Genomic DNA, 24,842 nt, shown 5'->3' with positions numbered 1-24,842 from the left:
CGATGAGCTACGAGAACGTGCTGCAGCTGACGTCCGAGGCCCTGCTGATGTGCGTGGTGCTGTCGCTGCCGGCGGTCCTGGTGTCGGCCCTGGTCGGCCTGCTGGTGTCGTTCTTCCAGGCGATCACGTCGCTGCAGGACTCCAGCATCTCGCAGGGCATCAAGCTGCTGGCCGTCACCGTGGTGGTGTTCATCGCCGCGCCATGGGCCGGCATGACGTTGCTGCGGTTCTCCGAAAACATCCTGGTGGCGATATTCCAATGAGCGTACGCAAGGTTCAGGGCAGCGACAACGCGCTGCGCGGGCAGGAACAGGGGGCCGGGCAGTCCCGCCAGGCCGAGGGCCACCACGGCGGGCACACCTACAAGGTCGGGCAGCAGCGCGGCCAGGCAGCGGCGCGCCAGGGCGCGCGCAAGACGCCGCTGACACGGCGCCGGCCGCCCCGTAAGGGACCGTCGCCGATGCAGCAGGCCGGCATGGAGGAGCAGCAGCAGGAACTGCATGACGGCGGCATGGACGATCAGCAGCGCCCGTTCGATCCGTTCGCGTCGATGCAGAAGGACGCCGGCGGCGGCGACGCCCAAGGCGGCCAGCAACGCAGGTTCGGCCCGTCCGGGCAGCCGCCGCGCAAGATGCAATACAAGCTCGCCGTGGCGGCCGGCGAGGATGGGTTGCCACGCCGCATGATCGAACTCGGCCTGCCCGGTGCGGCCCAGCTGTTCGGTCCCGAATCGGCCTCCCGGCCGGCGCCGCTGGACCTGGTGGGTGCCCTGGGCGCGGTGGTACTCGCAGGTGTCAAGCGAAAGTGCACGGTGCGCGGCGAGCCGTTCGGGCTGTCGCGCCTGGTGCTCAATGCAGCGCTGGCGCAACTGGTGCGGCAGGGCGAGATGGCCGGGACGCTGACGCTGAGCGACGTGAAGAACCTGCTGATCCTGCGCCAGCGAGAAGCCTGGAACGGCTGGTCGCTGCCGGCCGGCGAGGCCGAGGCGGTCGGCGACACGCTGGCCTTGCTGCCGCTGGTGGCACTCAACACCGCCCGGCCCCGCACCCGATCGCAGCGGCAGGCAGCCATGGACCGGCAACGCCTGGTCCTGCGCAGCCGGGGGGTCTGACGTGAGCGTCGATCGCTACCGCGAACTCGTCACGCAGATGTGCGGCGTGGTGAACATCCCCGACGCCGCGGCCGTGCTCGCGCGAGGCGCCGTCGAGATCGACGGCTACGAGGTGCTGCTCACGCACTTCGAGAACGACCCCGAGGCGATGTACCTCAACTTCAACTTCGGTATCGTCACTGCCGGCCGCACCTTGCGCGTGTTCCGCCTGCTGCTGGAAGCCAATCTGCAGATCTATGCGCAGGACCAGGCGCAGATGGGGCTGAACCCGGACACCGGCGGCGTGCTGCTGATCGTGCGAGTCCCGATGACCGACGAGATCGACGGCAACTGGCTGGCCGAGACCTTCAATCACTACATCGAGCACGGCCAGTATTGGCGCGACAGCATCATCACGGCCACCGACGAGATGTTCGAGGGGGTGTGCTCGGGCGAGTACATGTGGCTGCGGGCCTAGGGCCTGTGACCACAACGGAAAGCTGTGCGAGCGAGCTAGCCAGGGCGTAGAGCTGGCGTCCCCGGGGCTGCCAGTCGCGGACATCTTCCTGTCCTTCACAAGACAGAGACACGCGACGGTTGCTTCGGTTTCTTCGCCCCCGCTTCTCGATGTCATGAAAGTGTCATGCACCAAAGGCAGTTGCTTTGGCAGCATTGGTTCATACCGAACCACCTGGACGACACTGCCATGTCGAGAACACAGCGAACCCGATCCCTGTCGCCGACTCCACGCCAGAGCGTCCTGCCGACGGACGAGACGGTTGCCGGTGCGACCGCCGCGTCGGGGTCGAAACGCAGCGCTGGCGTGGACGAAGGCTATCGGCCGGTGTCGCCGCGTGGCGGCGACAAGCCGGCCGGAGGAAACCGCGGGCCTCGTCGCGCGATCTCCAAGGGAGAGCTGGCGCGCCCGCAAGCGCCCGAGTCGTCGCGGGATGTCATCGCCAGCGACGCTCCGGTCCCTCCCTCACCGACAGAAGGAAAAAAGCCCGATGCGCTGGACAGCAGCGGCGACCCGTCCCATGGCGCGCTCAGCGGGCATCGCGCGATCCCAGCGCGAGGAGCGCAGGGGCCGAGTTGGATGCAGCGGGCCGTGGACAGCCTGCCCCAGTTGAGCGTGCAGGTGCCGGGATACCGGGGCGACAGGGACGCGGTGCCGGACGACTACCGCAGCGGCAAGCAGATCCAGCCGCTGGGGACGCGTCGGGCCGTGCAGTACGACCGCCCGACCGTGCTCATGGAGGCGAGCGCTGTCGTCGAGGCCATCAAGCACTCCGTTGCGGGCACTGGATTCGCCGAAGCGCGGATGCGGCCCATGGTGGCGGAAGTCGAGCGGCAGTTCCCCAACCTGTCGAATCACCGGTTCGGCGCGGCGGCCGCGATGGTGGCAGCGACCGCGGTCGCCGCATCGGGTAACGGGACGGATCCCGCGCGCATGGTCGCTGAGTTGCGCGCCGATCTGCAGCACCTCGACTTCGATCTGCTGCGACAGGGCCGCCTGCCCGGCGTCGGGGAAGGCCCGCCCACGCGCACGAGCCGGGCCGTGCAGGTCCTGATGTTGCTGGCGAGGTCCGCGCCGCCGGGCGCCACGTCCTGGCCGGGGGCGGAGATTGCGGCCATGCTGGTGGAGCAGGCGAGGGGCGCACCGGTGCCCGGTACGGATGCTGCCTCGCTGGCGGCCATGGCGGCCGAGCCGGTCAACATCGAATTTCGCCCCGCTGCGGTCAACACGATCCAGGCAGCGCTGGCGCAGCGCCTGAGCGGGGCTGGTGAAGCCGCCCCGCAGCTCTCTCCGGGCGAGCAGCAGATCGCGGCGCTTGCGATCCACGGGGCATGCGGTGGCGATACGCCGTTGGCCTTGCGGGTTGCGGACCGGCTGGTGTCCTACGACCTGGGGGCAGCGATGAACCGAGGATCCGCGGACGCCCTTCAGCGCGACATCCCCGTCGAGGTGGAACGCGCGGTGCAAGCCACCGTGCGCCATATGGTTGCGGCGGGTGGGGCGGCCGTGCTGGCGGCGTGCAAGCTGGTCCACGTGGGCGGCCAAGCGCTGCAGGTGCGCGACGCGCGCACCCTCAGCTTTGCGACGGAAGCTCTGCTGCGCCCCGGGGTTCGTGACGTGAGTGAAGCGATCGAGGAGGCGCAGCGTCTCCATCAGGCGATCCAGACGGCGGCCGCCGGCTCGCCCCAAGGCACGGAACTTCAGGCGGTGGGACAAAGGGATCCCTCCACGGTCGACCTGGAGGCGGGTCTCGGGTCCAGGCCCGGACTGGGCGATGAGTGGCCATCCGACCAGCGGCTGCGCAGCGGCGGCATGAGCGAGGGGGACATCGCCATGCGCCTGCCGGCGCTGGCGCTGCTCGGGATGACGCGCAAGCTGGGGCTGGCGCCACCCGGCCCCGACGGCACGCTGCCCGGCCCGACCCTGGCGCAGAAGGCTGCCATGAGTGCCGTTCGCAACGGCATCGATGCCGCCAAGCTGGATTTCGCCAACGCGCAATCCAGGCAGCTGGCGCAGTGGCTCCAGCGCGGCGCGGGTGCCAACGTCGTGAACCGGCGATTGCTCGGCAACCGGCTGGTCGCCGACCCGGTTCGACCGCTGGTGGAGCACGGTCCGCTGGGCTCGCTGAACAACGTGGCCGTTCCGCAGCTCGGCATGAAGGAGGCGCTGCCACCGTTGACCGACCTGATGAGCTGTCTGGCAGAACATGCTCGAGATGCAGGTTCGGCGTCCGATGCGGATCTGCAGAGGGACTTCGGCAGGCTGGCGTTGCTGCAGCACTGGAGCACGCAGACGCAGGGCATGCTCGGCAAGCAGGTCACGCTGCTTCCCGAGCAATTGCAGCAGATCGGGGACGAGGCCGCCCGCCAGGCCGGCAGGACGGGCGAGGACGCGCGAGCGTTCTCGACGGCGGTGCAAGGCGTGTTCGCGCATGTGTCGCTCGACCAGCGGACGCTGCGCGAGGTCTACGACGACGTGGCCAGACGGGCCCTGCTCCTGCCGGCGAAAGGTCCCGCGGACGAAGAGTTCCTGGCGTCGAGGCTGACCGTGCTCGACGACGCCGTGATCCGTGGCACCGGCGCCCCGGCCGACTACGACTCGCACTTCGCTGCCGACGCTGAAAAGGTGCCGGCCCACGGGCGCGGCGCCATGCAACCCGGCGCAAAAGCGACGCAGGCGCGCGACAAGGATCGAATGGGGGCACTGGCCGACGTGATGCAGCACTTCGGCACCAGTTCCGGATTGAACATGACGTCTTACGGAGGCTGGGGCGTTCCGGACGTGGGCACCGTCGCCTCGACGGCGATGAAGATCGCAGGGGCGCCGTGGTGGACGGGGTGGGCCAGTCCCAACGTGGTGGCTGGCTACCAATACAACAAGAACAGCGAGACGATCGTTCGCATGGGCGTCAACGCGTCCGGCATCGAGTTCAACTACGGTGAGGGCGGCAGCAGGACCGGCACCTGGGTGGCCGGCGGCGGCGCCAGTTTCAAGACCTGGTCGATCGGGGGCCGGGCACAGCGCACCGGCTTCACCGTCGAGGGCGGCTGGGGCGGCACCGACATGGCCTACAAGTCGGTGTTTCTCCGGGTGCCTCGCACGTCGGAGGCCGAAGGCGGCGTGCCCGGTGCCGGCGCCGGCTCTTCCAGCGACAGCCTGCGGACGGCCTATCTGGCGAACGCGATGCGGCGTTTCGGCGAGCTGCTGGCAAGCGGAGAGCCGCAACCCTTGCTCAGCCTGATGGCGGAACACGACGTGCTGTCGGTCGGCGTCGCCAACGGCGATGCCGACTTCAACGACAAGGTCAAGAACGAGTATTCGGTCAAGGCCGGTGTGAGCTTCGGCCTCGGCAGCGTGGGCGGCAAGAACTGGAATCTGCCGTTCACGATGGGGCCTTCCGGGGGCGGCTCCTACATTCCCGAAGGAAACCGGGCCCTGCGCATTCGAACCCACGGCAGCACCGACGCGCTGCGGCGCCAGGATTTCAGCCAATGGAAGAGCCAGGCCGGCGTCGGCGCCAATTTCGGCGGCCGGGGCGTGCCGCTGGTGGCCAGCGGCACGTACGTCCCCCATCGAGGCAACTTCCCCACCAGCCTGACGTTCATGCGGACGGAAATCGACGGCGTGATGCACCAGGGCGGTACGTATTGGTCGTTCGAGACCGAATCGCTGGGCGACATGCGCAAGGCGTTCAGGCAGCAGGCGTGGCTGTACGCGACAGGCATGCTTTCGTTCCGGCCGGATCTGGCTGCGATCCGCCACGCCAAGTTGCAGAACTATGTGGATGCGGCGCCGCGCAGCGAGGCCGAGATCCGAGCCGAGGAAAAGCGCTTGTACGACGCAGACGCACAGCTGCAGATCGAAGTGCTCAAGGGAATGATCGAAGGACGCACCTTCCAGCCGGGGCTTTCCTATCGCGGCACGGGCGAAATCAGTGGTCCGGGCATCGACAGGGCGAACGAGAAACTCGCGGTACTGCAGCTGGCGGAGATGCCGGGCGGCATGCCGCGACTCGCAGCGGCGAAGCAGCAGGAGCTGGCACACCTGCTCGGTTCGCTGGACTCGTACGTGCACAACGACGTCGGTTTCCGCCTCAACACCTACACCAAGTCGGAGGTGGGTTTGCCCGGGACGCTGTACAGCGGGTTGAAGATGGACGCGAGAACCAATGCCGACCGGGCGAAGGTGTGACGGTGCGACGGCGACACTGTGATGCGCGCTGCGGAAAATCGGGTCCGTGGCGCCTTCGCATGTCACTGATGTGGCTTCGTGTCCGTGACAGCTGCAGCCGCGGTGCTTCCGATGATGAACGCCTGAAATTCAGGAGCGCTGCATGGACAAACTCACGAGGATCACCGGGGCATCTCGTTCCAGTCAACAGACGCGGCAGACCGAGCGCACCGATGCTCCGGTTTCGTCGTCGACACCGGCAGGGGAGAACATTCCGCTGACCTCACGCAGGAGCCGGCGAACGGAGCAACCGGAGAGCAGCACCGCTGCCGCCGGCACCACCACGACGGCGAGCGATACGGCGCCGGCGGACGCGGCGGCGACGCCTCAACGATCGGCCATGCGCAGGGGATTGCACAAGGTGCACAAACGCACGGCAGAAATGGGCGAGCAGGCCAAAACGGTCGGCCGCAACGCCGCGGATTCCTTGATCGTCGCAGGGGGGCCGTCGCATTCCGCGATGCGGGTCATTGCGGCCCGGGCGGGCGCGCCGGAAGGTCCCCCGCCGCCGAACACCGGCCTGGTGAGGTTCGAAACCCCGCCCCCGACGACCGTGGATCCGGTGGAGTCTCTGGTGCAATCGGCCCCGCATGACAACCTTGCGCTCCTCAGGCAGGCGCTTGGGCGTGATGTGCTGCCACAACGCCTGCTCGATGCGGAACGGGCGCTGGAGCAGGCCAAGATGGCGATCCAGCAAGCAAGGGACGCCGGCAGGGAGCCGACGCCGCTCCAGCTTGACACGTTGCACAACGCGAGCGTGCGATACGACCAGTTGGCGACCGCCGAGTTCAAGGCCGCGGCCTCGTCGGGAAGACCCGTCACGATGGACATGCGCAAGGCCGCGGCCAACTTCGCCAGTTCGCTGGTCAGCAACTTCATCGGCTTCACCATTCCGACCGCGGTGGCCGCTCACATGCCTGACCCGGTCAAGCCCTACGTGTTCGCAGGCATGGTCGGCTTGATGGGGCCGGCCGGTGCAGAAGCCGGCTCGCGCGCGCTGCGTGCCCTGGACGGCGCCGTCATCGACGTGAACTGGCGCCTGCCGGGCTCGGGATCGGGGACGGTCGGGCCCCAGAAGAAGCTGTGGGGCGACTTCGCATTGACCATGTTGAACGTCGCCATCTATGGCGCGGTCAGCGTGGCGATGAGCCGCTCCGGCTTCATCGGGAACAACCCCTGGGGTGCAGGAGTGCGTGCCGTCGCTTCCGGCGCGAGCTTCAGTGCCGTGAATGCCGCGATCACGTGGGCAGGCAACAAGGACTCGCTGCGCAGAATGGGTGCGCAGCAGGCCGAGGACGTCAGCAAGCTCAAGCACGATCGTGCGGCTCCGTCGCTCAGCATGACCGCGAGCGAGCCGGTGGCCCGCGAGGACCGCACGACCATGCCACGCAAGATGGTCGAGGTGGGCGCGGCCGTGCTGGGTTCGGTACTCGCCGCGACGGCACTCGGCGGCGAGATGATGTGGTCCAGCAACAAGTTCAAGAATGACAGCCATCCCACGCGCCAGCTGGCTGCCGACATCTTCGTCGGTTTCACCGCGTATTTCCTGCTTGCGGCTCTGGCTCGCTCCGCCTTCACGCACTTCTTCAATCACCCCGACCGCAATGCGAAAGATCTCGGCGTCATCGAAAACAAGGTGGCGGTCCAGCACATCCATCGGTCGGGCGTGGAGGCCTACGAGAACCTGCTCGATCACGTCGGCAAGGATTTGCAGGAGGGTCATTGGGGGAGTGACTCGAAGGCAGCGTTCGATGTCACCACACGCGTCCTGAACGGTGAGGCGTTCCGGACCAACGCTCCGGCCGACGAGCACCATCCCGCCAAGCAACTGGCCCGGATGCTGAACGACGTGGCCGTCGACATCTCCGGCGATCTGCAGACCCGGCCTGGTGCCATGCAACAGCGCAATGCCGGCGCATTGCAGGAGGTCGCGGAATACCTGCGCGACGCTGCAGCCTCGCTGCGCGAGGGGGCCGACCGCGTCGCGGACGGCAAGGCGTTCCAGCCGGCGCTGAAAAATGCCGTGAACAGGCTGCGGGATACGCAGTTCCTGCTGATGCAGGGAAACCTGCAGCTCGGCGCGACCGATCGTCCCGCCGACGGTGCTGCCGTACCGGGCCTGGACGCGGTGCAGCAAGCCGCCGCCACGCTGCTGCCGCACTACGCCGCTTTGCGCGGCGTCGATCGGGACGAGCAGGCGTTCAAGGTCGTGAAGAAGCTGCAGGAATCGGGTCTGGGCAGCGACAACGCCAAGAAAGCCATTTCGCAGATCGTCTCGGATTCGCCTCACGACAGGATTTTCCTGGCGGACATTGCCGACCATATCCACCGCACCGGGCAGGATACCGACCTGTTCCTGCACACCGTCGACATGCACGTGCGCACCGCGTTCAAGGGCTCGCCGCCGCCGGAGGTGGCGGCCAAGGTGCTGCTGCTGCACAACGCCGTCAATCATGGACAGAGCACGGACACGCCATCCACACCGGTGGCGGCGAGTGCCGTGCGCCAGCGGCGCCCGTTCGCGGCACAAGGAGAGGAAGCCGCTGCCGAGACGCCGACGCTGCGAGCGCGGGCGCATGAGGTCAGCGATGCCCAGGTCGCGCGAGCAGGCCGGGCGCTACCGCGCATCGATCCGCTGAGCTTGATCGAGCGGCATGAGCACCACCCCGACGAATTGCAGCGCGTGTTCACCCAGGCGTTCAAGCGCTCGGATTTTGGCCCGGCGCAGGTGCTGCGGACGCTCCATGAGCTGCGGCACAACGCGACCTTGCCCGATCGCGCGTTGACCGATGGAAGCCAGGACGTGGAGGCGGGCTCCCATGTCGCCGGGGCAGCGCAGCGCATGCTCGCGGCCTTCGAGAAGGCCATGGGCCCGTCCTTCGTGAAAGCTGTCGAGGCCGAGGCCGGTGCTGGTTTGTGGAACGCGGCGGGGCCGGGCGGCGACATGTTCAGCGCTCTCAGTCGAGACCTCTCGAGCATGGCGAAACCATGGCGGGATTCGGTTGCCCCGACCCTGGTGGCCCGCCTGCCGACCGAGAAGCCCGACCTGCCGCAACGCCCCATCACGGACACGCACTTCCACACCACAGGCTACTCGGGCAATGTCACGGCGATGGAGGAGAACATCAAGTACATGGACGACAACGCCGTCGCCTGCACCATCTTTGCCGGCATACCGTCGCAGATGCATGGCATGACGCCGGAAGCGCTGTACTACAACAACAATCCGCACAAAATCTCGATGTTCTACCGGGATCACGACCGGGCGCTGGCCATCGACTACATGAAGCAGGACGCGGAGGCGCAAAAGCGCGTGGTGTTGTGCATCACCGGCCTGGATGTGAGCAACCCTGCAGTGATCGGCAAGGAGCTCGACCAGCGGCTGCGTGAGTTTCCGCGGGTCTTTCGTGGTGCGGGCGAGGACACGTGGATCAAGGAGATCGTCAGCGATTCTCAGGTGTACAAGCCGACGCTCGAGGGCATGACCGCTTCCATCAAGGAGCATCTGCTGCGCGGGCTCTCGCACCTGCTGCATTGCGACCGCGGGGTGCCGGGCAACAAGGACAAGAACGTCCAGGACGTGATCAAGCTGCTGACCGACGCACCCCGGCTCGCACAGGAATGGGCCGCCACCGACCCGTTGCGGGCCAAGCACGGCCTCGAGAATGCGCCTCCGCCGGCTGGTGACCTGATCTGGGCGCACGGCATGGGCAAGCGGCGCTACGACACGGAAAGCCGCGACCACACGAAGCAGATGATGCGGGATCTGAACGCCTTCAAGGCGACCGAGGACGCGGTACTCGCCAAGCATGGCTCGGTGCCCACCCAGGTGCGCTGGGATGCGTCGTGGGACTTCGTCAGCCACGACATCCTGCAAGGCGCGGCCGACCTGTTCGCGCAGCACGGCGTTTCGAAGCCGATCGAGAAGGGGTTGCGCGACGTGATCAGCGCCTATGAGGCGTTCGCGGTGGTCGGTGGGCGCTCCGACAAGTCTGCCGACCTCGGCAAGCAGAACATGATGTCGCTGTTCCGGGTGGGCGCCAATACGCAGGCCAAGCACTATTTCCAGGCGGTGGCGAATTTCAAGAAGACGGTGGAGCGCGAGTTCCAGGATCCGCGGGTTCGCAACGCGTTCGCCAACATGTGCGAGCATCACGGTGACCAGGGCAACAACTGGTTCCACACGATGTACGCGCATCCGAGCAAATGCCTGTTCGGCTCCGATGCATTGCAGGTGGCGATGAAAACCCACGGTGAGGCGGCCTACGCAATGAACATGAAGGTGATGGAGCCGGCCTTGATCATGTTCGACGAGCTGGCGAAGACGCACAGCGAGCAACTGCCGAACCTCGTGGGTCTTTCGAAGAAGATCACGGTCGACAACTTCAAGGAAGTCTGGTTCAACCCGCAGGCCGAAGTGCGCCGTCACGCGTGGGAGGACATGCTGCAGAAGGAGCAGCCCGCCGAGCACGTCGCACTGCAGGGCGGAGCAGTTCAGCGCGGCCAGCAACCGCATTACCTGCCGATGCCCGGCAGCGATTTCCAGCATGAACTCGACCAGCTGCCGACGGAGCACCTGCCGGGCCGCCAGCAGGTTTCACGTGCCAGCTCCGACGCCGACCTGTACAGCGGGTTTGACGACGCTCGCCGGTCACGCGTGGACGACCTGTCGCGCACGCCGGAGATTTCGCGCACGCCGGAGCGCCGCGTCACCTTCGCCGACCTCGAAGGCGATGGCGGCGGCCCGTCCGATCCGGCTCGAGCGCAACGAGCGCTCGAGCGGCGTCTGATGAGGCCACTGGACGACAAGGATCCGAACACGGGTACCTGAAGAGGTGAGCAGACGGTGCCGCCATGACGCTCCTGCGGAGTGGCGGCAGATCTCACCGGCATGGTGGTCGCGACGCTTCGGGGCGCAGCCGCCGGAACCGGTCGACCTGCTTGCCGTGCCTGTCACTGGCGGCTCCCGTTCTCGCGTCGGCGTGCACCGTCACTCACATTGATTGACCGAAAGAATGCAGAGCGGAGCCGGCACCCCGCCATGGGCGTCCGATGCGTCGACTCGTCGGGAACTTGCGGCAGCGAGTGTCTCCTCGTGGCGATATGACGCCATGGGTCGCAGCCCACAGCGGGGGGGACTCGCCCCGGTGCTCCTGCCCCATGCGAACGGCGCGCTCGCGCACCTCGGATGAGAACCTGTTCGACTTCTTCGTGGCGCTCTCTCTCGGAGAAAAGAGCCTCCTCAAACTCAGGGGCGGTTCACGCGAGCCTCGGACGGCGTTCGCACAAACGCAACAACGATCTGTTCGCCGGCTTCGACGCTGGCGGCGAGCGTGCCGCGGCGATGTACCGCCTCATCGGCCTGCCAACAGGCCGGATCCGCAGGCCGACCTGCGGCACGTGCTCCTGCACATCGGTGGGTATCCGGTCAACCGCATCGACGAGCTGCTTCCCTGGAACTCCACCGAGATGCGTGCTCTGCCGATCACCGAGCAGCAGCTTGGCTGCCTGGCGATCAGCACCGCGTCAACGCGGTGACCGGCGTCCGCTTGCCGGCCGGCGCCCCAGGAACAGCTTCAGACGCCGCCTGATGCTCTCAGCTCCCTCGCACGCGCCTCGACGCTGGCTGCGTACTTGTCGGCCTCGATCACGCGGCCGTAGGAGTCGGTCACACCCGGCTGCCAGTTGTCGCCGCCGTTGTACTTCTGCAGCTTGTTGGTCGTGCTGCCGCCTTTGTCCGCGAGGATGACGCCGGCCATCGCGACCTGATCGCTCTCGCTGCTGTGGTCGTAGGCGTGACCCATCTTCTCCTGGAACTTCGCGGCATAAGCCTGGCGGGTGCTGGGTTCGACCTGCATCAGGCCATCGCCGCTGCTCGGGCTGTTGCCATTCAAGGCTTTGCCGAACTGGCTTTCCTTCTCCATCATCGCGGCCAGCACGTAAGGATCCTGGCCGGTCTTCTTGCCGGCCTCGACGCAGTGCTGCCACTTGTCCTGCGGCATACCGGCCGGGCCTTTGCCCACCTCACCGGTGAATGGCGCATCCCCGGGCCCTTGGGTCGTGGGTTGGTCGGGGCCTGCTGCAGGGGCGCCGCCGGGCGTTCCGCCAGGCGTGCCCCCAGGAGTTCCACCGGGTGTTCCACCAGGCGTGCCCCCAGGGGTGCCGCCGGGCAGGCCGCCCGGGGAGCCGCCTGGTGCGCCTCCTGGTGCGCCTCCGCCGGAGCCCTGGTTGCCGCCCAGAAGGTCGGACACACCGTTGAGCACGTCCGACGCCCCCTTCAGGAAGTCGGCCAGGCCATTCAGCATGTTGGACATGGTGTTCGCCTGCGGTGTGGCTTGGAACGGCGAGCCTTCTTCCTGCCCCGGCTGCTGGCCGGACATCAGCTTCTGCATCAGCTTCATGATCTCCTGCATCATCTGCATGATGGTCTGCGCCATCTGGTCGCCGCTGCTGCCGGCGCCTTGCGCCTGCTGGGCGCCGCCGGGTCCCTGCGCACCCCCCGGTCCGGCGTTGTCCCCTTCGCCGGGTGGCTTCAGCGCTTGCGCGGCAAGCTTGAGCATCTCGCCGAGCAGGTTGAGCATGGTCTGGATCGGGCTTCCCGCGCCCTGGCCTTGCCCCGGGCTGCCGCCCGCGCCGCTCGAGCCTTGCATCATCTGCATCATCGCGGCAAGCATCAGCGCCGACGTGGCGCCGCTGACCCCGCCGACTCCATTCACGGATTCAGCCATCTTTCACTCCTTGTCTTGTCACTGTCGGATCGGTCGGCGCAGCAGCGTCGCCACGCGCGACTCCAGGACCAGTATCGGAACCGGGTCCGGTCCGGCGTCTGTGCGGACGAAGCGGTGAGGGGGCCGACGAAGCCGCGGCCGCTGGCGCGCGAACAGGCAGCTCCTGTCGGTTCGGGCACGCGCCCATCGCTTCGCGGCAATCGAAAGAGCGATCGGGTGTCGCGGCAGCATGCAGCGCGGAGGTGACGTATGAATGCCGAGCCGGAGATGGTTTCGACGATCTGTGAACTGCGGGGCAGCCTCGCTGCGCTGGACGTGGCCTTGATGTCGCTGGTACCGGCGCTGTCGGACGACGCCCTCCACCGTTGGGAGCACCGCTTCGTCAACGCCGTGGAGATGGCGCGCGTGTCGATGCTCAACGGAAGTGTCCCGGATGCGGTGATCGAGGCCTTCGACCAGAACACACAGCGCTGGCAGCGGCTGCTGATGGGCGGTGGCGCCGCGCATCGGCGCGAGCGCAGGCCCGACGGGCTGCTCGCCGATCAGCGCGGGCCGGTCTGAGCGGCAAACGTCGATCCGACAACACCTGACCCACGGAGTCGTCGCATGGAGAACACCCTGAATCCGGAGGCTGCAACGGCTGCCGGCAGCCTCGTGCACGATCGCAGCACGCCGCACGCCTTTCGATGGAGCGTCAGTCGTCCCCTGTCGGTCGACCCGCAGCACTGGCATCAGGTGATGTTGCACGCCTGTTGTCATGCCTGGATCGGCGGGCTGCAGTCCTTCTCGATCGGCCGTGACACCGCCAGCCTTTGCATGCGAGAGGCCGACGGATGGCGCGATGCACAGGGTCGCCCTGCCGAGCTGGCGCAAGCCTTGAGCTGGATCGATGCCGCTCTGAAACGCTGACCGGAGGCCGGCGGCACCCGCCGAGTCGCCAGGCTGGGCACCGGCGGCCTCGGCCGCAGGGCCGTTGCGGACGCCGGTGCGGACACTTGCGGCGCATCTATGACCCGGGCGTGCCGAGCTGGCCCAGGATCGCTTGCGCGGTGCGGGCCTGTTCTACGTCCGCCGGCGCCTCGTCCCCGTCGAGGTGACGCAGCAGCATCTGCACCGCTTCCTCGGCCGTTCGCGCGCGTCTCAGCAGCGGCAACAGCCCGGCCAGTTCGTTGCGCAGCTCGTGCGCCGCGAAGGTACAAGCCGCTTGCGGCGTCTCGGGGTCCAGCTGCTGCAGCAAGGCGAAGTCGAGAAAGCGCTGCCTGCGCGCGCTGCTTTGCGGGGCCCGGCGTCGGCCTGCGTCGTACCGGCGTGCGGCCGCCCGATCCGCGCCGACGTGCAGCGCACCGGCGACCACGCCAGCGGCCTGCGGCAGCGTGAGATGGAACTCCAGCGCGATGCTCCGCGCCGCAGCCGCGCCGATCGGCCCGGTGTGGACGGCGCCCGTCGCCACGCCGTCTGCCAGGGCGCGTGTGGTTTCGGTTCGCTGCCGTGTGGAGCTCGACCCATCCCCGCCGGACTGGTTCAACGAGCCGTCTGCGTCGCCCTTGGCCATGACGTCGGGCAAGGTGCTGCGCGCCGAGAACGACTCGGGCAGTTGCAGCCAGGGATGGCTTCCAGGCATGAACCCGCTGCCGGCATACGTGCCGTCGTCGCCTGCCGTCAGCATCTGCGCACCGCCGGACGCCAGGCGGTCGAGCAGCGCCGGCGCCGCTTGCTGGCGGGTGGCGTCGCCCGCCTGCTGCAGCAGCAGCGCGGCCTGCTGCAGCACCGGATCGAGTTGCACCAGGATGCCGTCATTGCTGCCTTTGCCGCCCGCCTTGGCCGCCGTCGGCAGGGTGGTGGGGTCGGTGGCTGCGGCTCCCGGGTCGGTCTGCGCGGACCCGGCGGCTTTCGACGCCGCTGCCTGCAGGTTGTCGTTGATGTTTTTGCGCAGCTGGTCGAGCGCGTTCCCGGCGCCCGAGCGCTCGGGGCTGCCGTCCATGCGCTCGGCGAGCATCTCGAGCAGGCGCTGGTTCGCCAGACGGGTGGCGTCATGAACGCTTGCGGCGCCTTCGATACGTGACGATGCATCGGTCATGGCCTGTCTCCTGTGTGCATGAGCAGGCCGCTTGCTGCATGCAGGCCTGCGGTGGCCACGGTGGTGCAAGCGACGCGCATGCCGGGCTCGACGACGAAGCCATGCACCGGACGACGAAGGGGCCGCGCAGCGCGGTGCTTCCGAGGGCGGCCGCTTCGTGCCGGCGGGGGGTTCTTCGCTCCGGGCGCATGCATCGCGGCGGCCTGGTCCTACCTTAGCTTCCAGTTCAGCAAGGAGCCCGCATGTCGACCCTTCCGATCACCGCCATCACGCCCGTGTCCCCGGTTACCGCGGGCTCCGGGGTGTCCGCCGTGTCCTCCGCGGCCGCCGCCGAGCGCGCGGCCCCGGGCGCCGCGCCCACCCAGGCGCAGCAGGACAGGTTCGAGGAGCTGCTGCAGCAGACGGTCATGGCCAGTGCCATGCCGATGATGCCGCCGATGATGTCCATGCCGTTCCTCAAGCTGGCGCTGGACAAGGACGACTCCGAGGACGAAGACAAGTGACGGCGTCTCGCATCCAGCGCAGCCGCGCGGCGGCGCTGCGGGCGGTGCGCGTGCTGCTCGCCGCGCTGCTCGCGATGGCAGGAGCGGCTGCTGTTGCGCCGCAGTCCTCGCAGGCGGCCACGGCATCCGCGGCGGCGGCCTCGGGGCCGCCGATCCGTTGGCCGGTGCAGCGCTTCGTCTACAAGGCCGAAAGCAAGCGGCTGTCGGAGGTGCTGATCGATTTCGCCTCCAGCCAGGGCGTCGCCGGCGTGGTGGCAGAGGGAGTCGATGGGGTAGTGCAGGCGAGCTTCGACACCACGCCCAACGAGTTCCTGTCGGCGGTGTCCAAGGCGTACGGCATCATCTGGTATTACGACGGGGCCGCCATCTACTTCTACCCGTCGCGGGCCATCCAGAGTCGCATCTTCCGGCTCAAGGGCTACACCGGCGCGCAGGTGGACAACCTGCTGCGATCGCTGCAGCTGGCCGATCGCCGCTACCCGCTGCGCTACGACCGTGCAGAGAGCACGCTGCTGGTCTACGGGCCGCCTCGGCACGTCGAGCTGGTGAGTGCAGCCATCGAGTCCCTCGACGTGGGTGCCACCGACCGGACGCGCCGCATCACGCGGGTGTTCTCGCTGCGATACGCGTGGGCGGGGGACCGCAAGCTGGGCGACCGTGTCGTTCCCGGCATGGCCTCGGTGCTGCGGGGGCTCTACAAGGGCGAACCGACAGGCACCGAAAGCGACCAGACCACCGACGGTGAGCGCATCGCCGGCAAGGCGTTGGCCATCCAGAAGCAGTACGGGTTGGACAGCATGTCGCCCCAGCTGGGGCACAAGTCGCCGCAGGCGCGCATGGCCGAGTCGCCGGAGCGCTCCATGACCGGGCGTGCGGCGCGCGGCGTGTCCAGCCCGGTCGGCGCCGAAGAGGACGCGCCGTCGTTTCAGGCCGACGACGGCAGCAACGCCGTCATCGTCTATGGCCGAGCCGACCGCATGTCGGAGTACGCCGAGGTGATCCGCCGTCTCGACGTCGAGCCTTCGTTGATCGAGTTCGAAGCGATGATCATCGACGTGCGCAGCGACAGCGTCGACAGCCTGGGCATCAACTGGTCCGCGGGCACGGCGCGCGGCAAGGTGTCCGTGACCAGTCCGGCCGGCGGCACCAGCGACTCCGGCGACGCGATCGCCAGCGCGGCCGGCACTTTCACGATCGGCACGGTCTGGGCCAATGCGGGTCGCGAACTCGCCGCGCGCATCCACGCGCTGGCCGCCGACGGCAAGGCCAAGGTGGTGGCTACTCCGCGCGTGCTGGGTGTCGCGAATCGGCCCGCGGTCATGAAGGAAAAGCGCATCGTGAACGTGCGCGTGGCAGGCAACCTCGAGGCCAACCTCTATCAGGTCGAAGCAGGCACCGAGCTGCAGGTCACGCCGCAGGTCACGTCGCATGGCACCGACAGCCGCCTGAAGCTGTCGCTGTACATCGTCGACGGCAACTTCGAGGAAGCGACGGTCGATCAGGTGCCGATCCTGCGCCGCACCGAGATCGTCACCGAGGCCTACATGAACGAAGGCGAGAGCCTGCTGATCGGCGGCATCGCGGTCGAGTCCGACGGCGAGCGCGTGGCTGGCGTGCCCGGTCTCTCGCGCGTGCCGCTCGTCGGCGCACTGTTCCGCTGGAACGAAAGCAGCAGCGCACGCAGCGAGCGTCTGTTCCTGATCACTCCGCGCCTGCTGCGCGACGTCGAGCTGACCGGCCAGGCGGCCGGGCAGCATCCGCAGGCCGTGCGTTAGCCGGCTTGTGCCTCTATGGATTCGCCAGCCATGAAACAGCTTCGCATTCTGACCGGGCGGCATGCCGGCGCCCGCCTAAGGTTGAGCGGTGACGAGTGCACGCTCGGCAGCGCAGACGATGCAGACGTGCAGATCACGGATTGGAAGCACCGTCCCGTCGTGCTGACGGTGGACGAAAAAAGCAAGGTGGTCCGGATGAGTGTGGCAAACACCAAGGCAACGAGCGGCGGCGGACGCGAGACCGCGCTCGAGCATCTCGTGCCGCGCCGCTTCGACGACATCGTGCTGTGCGTCGGCCCGGACGACGACGCCGCATGGCCCAGCGACGTGGAGCTGCTCGGCCGCCTGCTGAAACCGCCTCGCCGGGCGCGAGGCGCCAAGATGCAGAAGCTGCGCACGACGGCGGTGGCAGGAGGCATCGCTTGTTCGCTGATGCTCGGCGGATTCGGCGTGCTGCTGGCCAATTCCACACAAGAGGCGCAGGCGAGGACGCCGGCCGAGCCGTTGCGGGTCCAGGTGGCCGCCGCACTGGCACGGCAGGGGCTGGTCTCGCTGGCGGTGCGGGAGGTCGACAGCAAGATCGTCGTCGAGGGACTGGTGAAGGGGTCCGCGGACGTCGCGCTCGCTCGCCAGACCCTGCGGCGCTTCGACGGCGGAAAGATCGTCCACCGGTATGCGGCTGCCAGCAGCATTGCCCAATCGATCTCCGACGCGCTGGCGGATCCGGCACTGCACGTGAGCTATCGCGGTGACGGCGTCTTCCTGGTCGAAGGCGGTGTCGTCGACGTGGACCACCTGCGCACCTCGGCCAACCGCATCGCGGGCGACGTCGGCCCATTGGTGCAGCGCATCGACGTGGCGGTCACCGAGCTGCCACCGCCGCAGCGCGTGCATATGAACGCGATGCTCGTCTCCGACGGACTGAAGTACGTTCAGACCAGGGACGGTACCAAACATTTGATCGTTTCCAGCACAGGGACCGGTGACCTCGGTCACGCATCCCTGATTCGTCAACCCCAGTAGAGAGCATTGAACAGGAGAACCTTATGAACGACGCCTTGGAGCATGAAGTCCTGGCGGACATGTCCAAGCTGGAGCAGACGCTGACGGAGGACCTCACGGGGGACCGCGCGCGCGCCATGCTGCAGTACTTCGACCAGGTCGCGCAGGCCAGCGAACAGATGGTGCAGAAGGCCGCCCACGATGCGGAGCGACAACTCGCAGCCCAGCTGCAGGACGGCTTTCGCGCTTCGCAGCGCATCGTCCGCCACGTCTGGGAAACGCTGCACTCGGCTTCGCTGCCGGCTTGAGGAGATGCAGGCATGAACGACAGCAGCACGAATATCGAAGACACCTCCGGCTATCCGGTGGTCTATCGCAACCTGATGACGGTGGGCCTGCTCGGCTCGTGCTACCGGGCCCACGAAGACGCCGAGAAGGTCAGCGTGGCCGTCGAGGCCACGCTGGCGGACCCGGCGCAGTACCGAATGTACCGGGCGCTCGCGCAGGGCATCGGCGGCGACGCCTCCTTCGCGCAGGCCGAGATCGGCAAGCGCCTGGAAGCCGACCCGGAGGACGACAAGGCGAAGGTGGCCCTGGCCGTCTCGCTGATGCTGGCCGGCGACCCGGAATGGAAGAACCTGATCGAGAACGTGCTGGCGACCAGCACGGATCAAGTCGCGCGCGAAGGGGCGACAGGGCTGATCCAGTACCTGTCCAGCCTGAACGTGCAGTAGTTGTTGCGGCGGGAGACCCCGCTGCAACGTGTCCCTTGCGGCGCCGCGAGGCGCTGCGACGGCAGGCGTGTTGCCGGCCGCATCGACGTATGAAAGGAGAGCGAAATGATGGGTGGTATTGGTGGCTCCGGCTGGGCCGGGGTCGGGATGTCGGGCGCTGCCGCTGGCCAGTCGATGGCCATGGGCGAGGCCATGCAGAAGATCCAGAACGCGCAGATGCTGCATGGCATGAAGATGCAGCTCGAGATGTCGATCATGCAGATGGTCAAGGCCATGGTCGAAGCGCTCGCAAAGTGCATCAAGGCCGCTGGCGAAGGCGTCAAGAACCTTGCCTGACCCGGCAGGGCCAGGGCGCGGCGCGGCGCGTTGGTGCCGCCGTGCCTCGGCAGGCGGGCCTCGACCAAGCCTGCGCTGCGCCCGCTACTTGAAGGAGAGATGAAATGGCTGATATCGGAGTGGGTGGGGTCGGCGGCGTCGGCGGGGCCGGCGGCGTGCAGAACCTTTTCGGCAACATGATGCTCGACATGCTCGAGCAGACCTTGTCGAGCGGCGGACAGCAGCCGTCGGGCGAAACGAAGAACGCGCTCGATACGCTGCGTCAGGCGCTCAACGGCAATCAGCAGCAGGCGGCACAGCAGCTCGGCCAGCCCGAAAGCGGGCAGGGCCCGAGCGGGGCCGAAGGCCCCGGCGGAGCCGAGTCCGGCCAGGGCGGCAAGGGCAAGCAGGACGTGATGGGCCTGCTGCAGATGCTCATGCAGCTGATGATGATGATGATGCAGATGATGCAGATGATGCAGCAGGGCGAGCAAGGCGGGCAGGGCGGGCAGGGTCCCGGCGGCTTCAGCCCCACACCGCAAGCCAACGCCGCGGCCGGTCAGCTGCCGGGCGGCAGCCCGCTGAGCCAGCTCGGCGACGGCCTGATCGGCATGGGCGATGGCCTGATGAGTTTTGCACAGGCGATCCCCGCGTGAACGCCCCGGGAACCTCTCGAAAGGATCAAGACGTGCGACCCGAAGCAGCTCGTGGTGATCACCGCTTCCAGGCAGGCAACGCACGTTGTCTCGCCCGCATCGACGACACCGGCAGCGAAGGCCGGACACCGGAGGCAGCGGAACAGCGCAAGGCCAGGGCGAGCGTCAGAGCGGTCATCGAGTCCGCGATGGCCGAGGTGGCCGCAACGCTCGGCCAGGAACCGCAGTCCCTCGTCTGGGACATGGCGACCGACGGCGACCCGCGACCGGCTGGCACCGATGCCGTCGCGGCGGGCCGCGTGGCGGTCATGCTGAATTTGTTGCAGGGGCTGATGCAGATGCTGGCCCCGCTGATGCAGATCTTTTGCGCCGGCACGGCACGCCGACAGGCGGCGGGCGGGCGCCGGATGAAGGGCGGCATCGCGTCGAACGACGCGGCGCTGCCAATGTGGATGCAGGTGCCGGCGCTGCCTCATGAGCAGTACGCGCCGCAGTGGGAGCGGCAAGCCTACGCGCTGACGCAGCTCGGACTGCAGGCGCTGGGGGCAGGCCTGCTGGTACTTGCGCACGAACTGGTCAGCAACACAGCTGCGGGGCCTCCGGCAGGTGCTCGAGCCGCCGGAAGCCACCACGCCTTTCGACGTTCCCCTGCTGCGGCCTCCGGGCCCGACGGCTGATGGCGGCAATGGCCCGCGGAGCCGGGACGAAATTCCCGGCGTGATCGCCTCGGGAGCCGTGTCCGGCTCGCGACGGCACCGAGTTCTATTGGAGACCGATGATGGATTCGAGGCTGGACCGCAAGGAGTTCTTCTCGGGGCTGGTCGATGCATTGAACCTCGCCGTCACGCACGAGAGGCTGGACGACGCGGAGCGGGTGTTGACTTGCCTTCGGGCATTGCGTCCCCGCATGCTGGAACTGGACACCTTCGAAGCCTGGATCGCAATGAAGCGGGGCTACTGGACCGATGCGGTTCGGCTGCTCGGCAACATGGCCGATTCGGACTCGCAAGGCAGCAGCCTGGCGAAGGCCCTGCTGGCGTTCTGCCAGTGCGCGATGGGCGACACGAGGTGGACGGCGATGGCCCGGCAGGTGGTCGATGCCGGTGACACCCATGAAGCGGTCCAGCTCGTGCGACTGCTGCTGCACCCGGAACTCGGTACGGACGAGGCGAGCGCCGTACCGCCGACCGCTGCGGCTGCAGCGGCGAGCGACCCACAGCAGGCGCACCTGGTCTATGCCGCGCTGCGGGCCTGACGCATCGAAGGAGTTTGACGTTGAAGTACACGCATCGCATCGATACGCGGACCACCGACGCCGACGGGAGCGCCCTTTCAGCGGTCTCGAATGCCGGCCGGCCCACGGTCGTAGCGATGTTCCACGACCTTGGTTGGGGAGTGCGCGGAGCTCCCTGCTCCGGCCGGCCTTCGGGCGGCCCGGTGCCCGAACCGCGCATCTTCCCGTTTTTTGGTTCTGAATTTTTTAAGAGGTACGAATCATGGCAAAAGTGACTGGCGGGAACGCACATACCCCTCAAACCACGCCCAGCAAACACGACAACTACGGCCCCAATGGGCAGCGGCCGGACGTGCACGGCAACAAGCCGGGCGGTCCCGACAAACCGGGCGGCAGCAGATTCGACAAGGTCAGCAAGCAGCTCGACATGGCGTCCAACATCATGAGTTGCCTCGGCAGCGCCGCGGAGATGCTGGGTGCGTTGCGCAACCTCGGCGGCGGCGGCGGTGCGCCTGGCATGGGAGCCGGCATGGGCATGCCGGGGATGGGCATGCCAGGCATGGGCATGCCAGGCATGGGCGGCATGGGCGGCGGCTGCGGTCCCAAGGGGCTGATGCAGATGATGAGCGGGTTGATGCAGATGATGGCACCGCTCATGATGATGATGATGATGTCGAAGATGAATGGCGGCATGCCCGGCATGGGGGGCGGCATGCCTGGCATGGGCGGCATGCCCGGCATGGGGGGCATGCCCGGCATGGGTGGCATGCCCGGCATGGGTGGCATGCCCGGCATGGGTGGCATGCCCGGCATGGGCATGCCTGGCATGGGCGGCATGGGCGGTTGCGGTGGCTGCAACAAGATGGCCATGGGCCTGATGCAGCAGATGATGCAGATGATGCAGAAGATGCAAGGCATGCAGATGGCCACGCAGGGGCTGCAAATGCTGCAGATGGGCCTGAACCAGATGCAGGCGCCGATGGGCATGCAGCAGATGAACATGCCCAAGCCGATGATGGCGGGCTTCTGATCCGGCTGCCTGCCTGGCGCTGCTGCAACAGCAGCCTGAACCCGCGGGCGCCATTCTCCGGCGCTCGCGGCTCCCGATACCCCTCATTCTTGGAGAGTCACCATGGATCCCAAACTCGACAGCAAAGAGCTGTTCCGTGCGCTCGTGGACGTGCTGGACTACGGTCTGTACCACGATCAGGTCGAGGACTCGGAGCGGGTCCTCGCCGCGCTGCGCGCCATGCGTCCGCGCATGCTCGAGCTCGACACTTTCGAAGCCGTCATTGCGATGAAACGCAACAACTGGGAGGACGCGATGCGCATGCTGCGCGGCGTGGACACCAACAGCACAGCGCCCAACGTGGCCAAGGCGCTGATCGCCTGCTGCCAGATGGCGAGCGGTGATTCGTCCTGGTCGGAAACCGCCAACCACATCATCCGCTCCGGCGGCAACCCCGACGCGATCCGCCTGATGCAGTTGATGCTGGACCCGGAAGCGGTGCTGAAGGCGTCCCCGCAAGCTGCGGCCGACAAGGCGGAGGACGACGCCGACGCCGTGCCTCCCGCCGCCACGCGTGAGATGCAGGGCGGCAACTTCCTGCGCGCATAGCCCGTGCACGGGAGCTGACATGGAGATCGGCGCGATAGATGCGGTGGACACCGCGTTCAGCCATCGGTTGCTGGACCAGGGAACTCCACCGGCACCGGACCTGCAATCGTTGTCCACTCGATTCGACCGCCTGATGGCCGACGTACCCGAGGCGACGCAGCACAACCTCCCGCACAACAACGATCGCAGCACCGCAGCGACCGAGTTCATCCGGCGGGAAGAAGAGTTGTTCCGGCAGACGGTCAACGACGTGCAGCGCTTTATTGTCGATGCGCCCCACATGAACGCCCGCGAGGTGGTCATGCGGCAGATGGACCTGACGCTCCAAGTGACGCTGGTGCAGTTCCAGTTCAATGCCGGCGTGTATGTGGCGCAGAGCAGCAAGAACGGGCTGCAGACGCTGATGAAGAATCAGTGACGACCGGTGGCGGAACGGGCCCTGCCCGCCGCCCCGGCGTCCTCTCGGCCGATTCGGCCTCCTTTCCTCTTGTTCGAACACCCGGTTGAGGTGCACGCCACGTTGCGCCGGCCGCCCTGGCCGCACGGGCCGGCATGACTGCGTAGGCGCGTTTCGCATGCCCTCGCGCCGCTTCGCATGCGTGCATTCCGGTGGCCCGCCTCGGTGGCGAAATGCATGGCATCACATCGCACATCGAGGAGTTTCGTCATGAACCAGGCAAGCGGATCTTCCCTTCAAGGCAAGTGCACCGGATTCACGCTGATCGAACTGATGACCGTCGTTGCGGTCGTCGCGATACTTGGCACCGTCGCGCTGCCGGCGTATGGCGACTACGTCTCCCGCGCCCGCGCGAGCTCCGGTTTGTCGGCTCTGATGGTCTACCACTTGAAGATGGAGCAGCGCCACATGGACACCTGGCGTTATGGCGCAGACGAATGCGCGGTGCCCGTGCCGCAGGTGGAGAACTTCGAGTTCAGTTGCCGTCTGGACAAGGACGGTCAGCGCTACGTGGCCACGGCCACCGGCGTGGATCGGCTGCGTGGGTATGTCTACACCATCGACCAGGCCGGCAAGCGCAAGACCGTGGAGCACCCGAAGGGGGCGCCCGAGCGGTCCTGCTGGACGCTCAAAGGCGGACAGTGCGACGGTTGATGGACCCGGGCTTCATGCCGATGCCTCGGCGCATTGCCGCGCGGCCCGGCACCATGCAAAGCCCATGCGCAGGCGAGCGGGGGGGCACACCATGGCGACAGCGATAAGAGGCATCGACGGCGCCGGCATGCCGGGCATCACGGCACCCGTGATGCGCGCGGCACCGCTCGAACTGTCCTCAGGCACGGGGGGCGCCGTCTCAGCCATCGAGCAACTGGTGAACAACCTGGTTGCCGCATTGCAATCGGCCGCGGGCGCTCTCAACTCGCTGCCGGCCGCCGGGCGCTGCACACCGCAGAACGCCGACCGTTGTGCGCCGCTGGGCCCGTCCCACGGCGCGGACAGCATGAGAAACGAGCTTCAGGGGATCATGCAGTTGCTGCAGGGTCTGTTGTCGACGATGCTGCAGCTGCTCAACGCACTGAAGGCCGAGCACGGCGCAACCCGGTTGCGCGGCGCTTGCACCGGTGAGGGCTTGCAGCAGGCCGACGGCTGAAGCCGCCGCCGTGACAGCGAGCCTGCGGCGGCTCGGTGCGGCGCGTCATGTCTTGCCCAGCAGCGCGGCCACGCCGTTCGAGGCGACTCCTGCCGCTGACGCCAGCGCCTTCGAGGAATAGCACCCTGCGATCGGCAATCTCCCGGAGATGGCCTGGCCACAGATTTCAGCGGCCACGGTTTCCGGATGCAACACCGCGCTCGCGGTGGCCTGCATGCGGTGGCTGCGCGCGCCGGACAGGCCCGCATGGCGCCGAGGCAGAGGCGGCCCGTCGCCGGCGTGCGTCGAACCGGTGGCGTCGGGGGGCTGCACGCCCGCCGTTGGACCACCTTGCTGCTGAGTCCCCGGCGTGCCCTTGATTGAAGCCGGCTCGATCGGCCTTCCGAACTTGATTGACATCGGACACCTCATACCTTCATGTAAGCGAGCGCCGGCGCGTTCACGGGATGTTGACCGAGCGCTGCGGCCGCCTTCTGCTGCTCTTCCTGCAGCAGATAGACCAGCGGGCTCTCGCCGGGCTGTTCGTCGCGCAATCTCTCGCACGCGGCCATCAACAGCGTGATGGCGTCGAGGCGACAGACACGCCGATCGCCGGTGCCGCCGCGCATCAGTTCTTCGGTCACCTCGTCGACCAGTGCATGAAAGCGGGTGAGCGCGTCGGCGCTCAGCGCCTGGTGGGCCAGCCTTTCGCTCGTTCGCCAGGCGTCCTCGACCATGCGGTCCTCCGGCCCCGCGGGGGCTCGATGTTTTTGCGCC

The 24,842-nt window shown here is 67.6% G+C and carries 25 protein-coding genes and 1 pseudogene; 22 read left to right on the top strand and 4 right to left on the bottom strand.

Annotated features, from left to right (window positions below):
- The first annotated feature begins 2 nt into the window (after positions 1-2).
- From sctS to M8A51_RS18295, 6 genes and pseudogenes are all read left to right on the top strand, one after another.
- Positions 3-263, top strand: coding sequence for a type III secretion system export apparatus subunit SctS (gene sctS / locus M8A51_RS18320; RefSeq protein ID WP_251779967.1), 261 nt, complete (start codon positions 3-5; stop codon positions 261-263).
- On the top strand, positions 260-1,111 hold the full coding sequence (locus M8A51_RS18315) for a hypothetical protein (RefSeq protein WP_251779966.1): 852 nt from the start codon (positions 260-262) through the stop codon (positions 1,109-1,111). The genes sctS and M8A51_RS18315 overlap by 4 nt, the downstream gene beginning before the upstream one ends.
- A gap of 1 nt (position 1,112) precedes the next feature.
- Entirely contained in the window at positions 1,113-1,568 is a 456-nt protein-coding gene (locus tag M8A51_RS18310; RefSeq protein WP_251779965.1) for a CesT family type III secretion system chaperone, read from the top strand.
- A 630-nt stretch (positions 1,569-2,198) separates the two neighbouring features.
- Positions 2,199-5,798: a hypothetical protein gene (locus M8A51_RS18305; protein WP_251779964.1), complete on the top strand. Its 3,600-nt coding sequence runs from the start codon at positions 2,199-2,201 to the stop codon at positions 5,796-5,798.
- Between the two features lie 613 nt (positions 5,799-6,411).
- On the top strand, positions 6,412-10,668 hold the full coding sequence (locus M8A51_RS18300; RefSeq protein ID WP_251779963.1) for a hypothetical protein: 4,257 nt from the start codon (positions 6,412-6,414) through the stop codon (positions 10,666-10,668).
- A gap of 459 nt (positions 10,669-11,127) precedes the next feature.
- Positions 11,128-11,375, top strand: a pseudogene (locus tag M8A51_RS18295) (transposase domain-containing protein); the annotation flags it as partial.
- Positions 11,376-11,413: 38 nt separating this feature from the next.
- Here the strand turns inward: M8A51_RS18295 and M8A51_RS18290 are convergent.
- The gene (locus M8A51_RS18290) at positions 11,414-12,565 is read right to left on the bottom strand and encodes a transglycosylase SLT domain-containing protein (protein WP_251779962.1); all 1,152 of its coding nucleotides are present in this window, start codon (positions 12,563-12,565) and stop codon (positions 11,414-11,416) included.
- Positions 12,566-12,814: 249 nt separating this feature from the next.
- On the opposite strand from M8A51_RS18290, the gene M8A51_RS18285 reads away from it, so the two are divergent.
- Positions 12,815-13,126 carry a hypothetical protein gene (locus M8A51_RS18285; RefSeq protein WP_251779961.1) on the top strand — a complete coding sequence of 104 codons (312 nt, stop codon included), beginning with the start codon at positions 12,815-12,817 and terminating at the stop codon, positions 13,124-13,126.
- A 45-nt stretch (positions 13,127-13,171) separates the two neighbouring features.
- Complete coding sequence (locus tag M8A51_RS18280) at positions 13,172-13,474, top strand: hypothetical protein (RefSeq protein ID WP_251779960.1); 303 nt, start codon at positions 13,172-13,174, stop codon at positions 13,472-13,474.
- 97 nt (positions 13,475-13,571) lie between these two features.
- On the opposite strand, the gene M8A51_RS18275 is transcribed toward M8A51_RS18280, so the two are convergent.
- A complete protein-coding gene (locus M8A51_RS18275) occupies positions 13,572-14,642 on the bottom strand; it encodes a hypothetical protein (protein WP_251779959.1) in 1,071 nt (356 codons plus the stop codon).
- A 242-nt stretch (positions 14,643-14,884) separates the two neighbouring features.
- On the opposite strand from M8A51_RS18275, the gene M8A51_RS18270 reads away from it, so the two are divergent.
- From M8A51_RS18270 to M8A51_RS18205, 14 genes are all read left to right on the top strand, one after another.
- Entirely contained in the window at positions 14,885-15,145 is a 261-nt protein-coding gene (locus M8A51_RS18270; RefSeq protein WP_251779958.1) for a hypothetical protein, read from the top strand.
- The gene (gene sctC / locus M8A51_RS18265; RefSeq protein ID WP_251779957.1) at positions 15,142-16,920 is read left to right on the top strand and encodes a type III secretion system outer membrane ring subunit SctC; all 1,779 of its coding nucleotides are present in this window, start codon (positions 15,142-15,144) and stop codon (positions 16,918-16,920) included. Before M8A51_RS18270 ends, sctC begins: the two co-directional genes overlap by 4 nt.
- A 30-nt stretch (positions 16,921-16,950) precedes the next feature.
- The gene (gene hrpD5, locus M8A51_RS18260; protein WP_251779956.1) at positions 16,951-17,943 is read left to right on the top strand and encodes an HrpD5 family protein; all 993 of its coding nucleotides are present in this window, start codon (positions 16,951-16,953) and stop codon (positions 17,941-17,943) included.
- 23 nt (positions 17,944-17,966) lie between these two features.
- Positions 17,967-18,230 (top strand): hypothetical protein, encoded by a 264-nt coding sequence (locus M8A51_RS18255; RefSeq protein WP_251779955.1) that lies wholly within the window; start codon positions 17,967-17,969, stop codon positions 18,228-18,230.
- A 12-nt stretch (positions 18,231-18,242) separates the two neighbouring features.
- Positions 18,243-18,656, top strand: a complete 414-nt coding sequence (locus M8A51_RS18250) for a hypothetical protein (RefSeq protein ID WP_251779954.1) — start codon at positions 18,243-18,245, stop codon at positions 18,654-18,656.
- Positions 18,657-18,761: 105 nt separating this feature from the next.
- Entirely contained in the window at positions 18,762-18,992 is a 231-nt protein-coding gene (locus M8A51_RS18245) for a hypothetical protein (RefSeq protein ID WP_251779953.1), read from the top strand.
- Between the two features lie 104 nt (positions 18,993-19,096).
- Positions 19,097-19,627: a hypothetical protein gene (locus M8A51_RS18240; RefSeq protein ID WP_251779952.1), complete on the top strand. Its 531-nt coding sequence runs from the start codon at positions 19,097-19,099 to the stop codon at positions 19,625-19,627.
- 32 nt (positions 19,628-19,659) lie between these two features.
- Positions 19,660-20,304 carry a hypothetical protein gene (locus M8A51_RS18235; RefSeq protein ID WP_251779951.1) on the top strand — a complete coding sequence of 215 codons (645 nt, stop codon included), beginning with the start codon at positions 19,660-19,662 and terminating at the stop codon, positions 20,302-20,304.
- A gap of 101 nt (positions 20,305-20,405) precedes the next feature.
- Positions 20,406-20,882 (top strand): HrpB1 family type III secretion system apparatus protein, encoded by a 477-nt coding sequence (locus M8A51_RS18230; RefSeq protein ID WP_251779950.1) that lies wholly within the window; start codon positions 20,406-20,408, stop codon positions 20,880-20,882.
- A 241-nt stretch (positions 20,883-21,123) separates the two neighbouring features.
- Positions 21,124-21,891 (top strand): hypothetical protein, encoded by a 768-nt coding sequence (locus M8A51_RS18225; protein WP_251779949.1) that lies wholly within the window; start codon positions 21,124-21,126, stop codon positions 21,889-21,891.
- A gap of 102 nt (positions 21,892-21,993) precedes the next feature.
- Positions 21,994-22,479: an HrpB1 family type III secretion system apparatus protein gene (locus M8A51_RS18220; RefSeq protein ID WP_251779948.1), complete on the top strand. Its 486-nt coding sequence runs from the start codon at positions 21,994-21,996 to the stop codon at positions 22,477-22,479.
- A gap of 19 nt (positions 22,480-22,498) precedes the next feature.
- A complete protein-coding gene (locus tag M8A51_RS18215; protein WP_251779947.1) occupies positions 22,499-22,897 on the top strand; it encodes a hypothetical protein in 399 nt (132 codons plus the stop codon).
- 249 nt (positions 22,898-23,146) lie between these two features.
- Positions 23,147-23,590: a type IV pilin protein gene (locus tag M8A51_RS26380; protein WP_280926093.1), complete on the top strand. Its 444-nt coding sequence runs from the start codon at positions 23,147-23,149 to the stop codon at positions 23,588-23,590.
- 91 nt (positions 23,591-23,681) lie between these two features.
- Positions 23,682-24,086, top strand: coding sequence for a hypothetical protein (locus tag M8A51_RS18205; protein ID WP_251779946.1), 405 nt, complete (start codon positions 23,682-23,684; stop codon positions 24,084-24,086).
- A gap of 45 nt (positions 24,087-24,131) precedes the next feature.
- Here M8A51_RS18205 and M8A51_RS18200 read toward each other — a convergent pair whose 3' ends face one another.
- Both M8A51_RS18200 and M8A51_RS18195 read right to left on the bottom strand, forming a co-directional pair.
- Complete coding sequence (locus M8A51_RS18200) at positions 24,132-24,485, bottom strand: hypothetical protein (RefSeq protein ID WP_251779945.1); 354 nt, start codon at positions 24,483-24,485, stop codon at positions 24,132-24,134.
- Positions 24,486-24,493: 8 nt separating this feature from the next.
- Positions 24,494-24,802, bottom strand: coding sequence for a hypothetical protein (locus M8A51_RS18195; RefSeq protein ID WP_251779944.1), 309 nt, complete (start codon positions 24,800-24,802; stop codon positions 24,494-24,496).
- Positions 24,803-24,842 lie beyond the last annotated feature (40 nt).

Source organism: Caldimonas mangrovi, from assembly GCF_023721835.1.
Lineage (GTDB): Bacteria > Pseudomonadota > Gammaproteobacteria > Burkholderiales > Burkholderiaceae_C > Caldimonas > Caldimonas mangrovi.
This window is presented reverse-complemented; position numbering and strand designations above follow the sequence as displayed.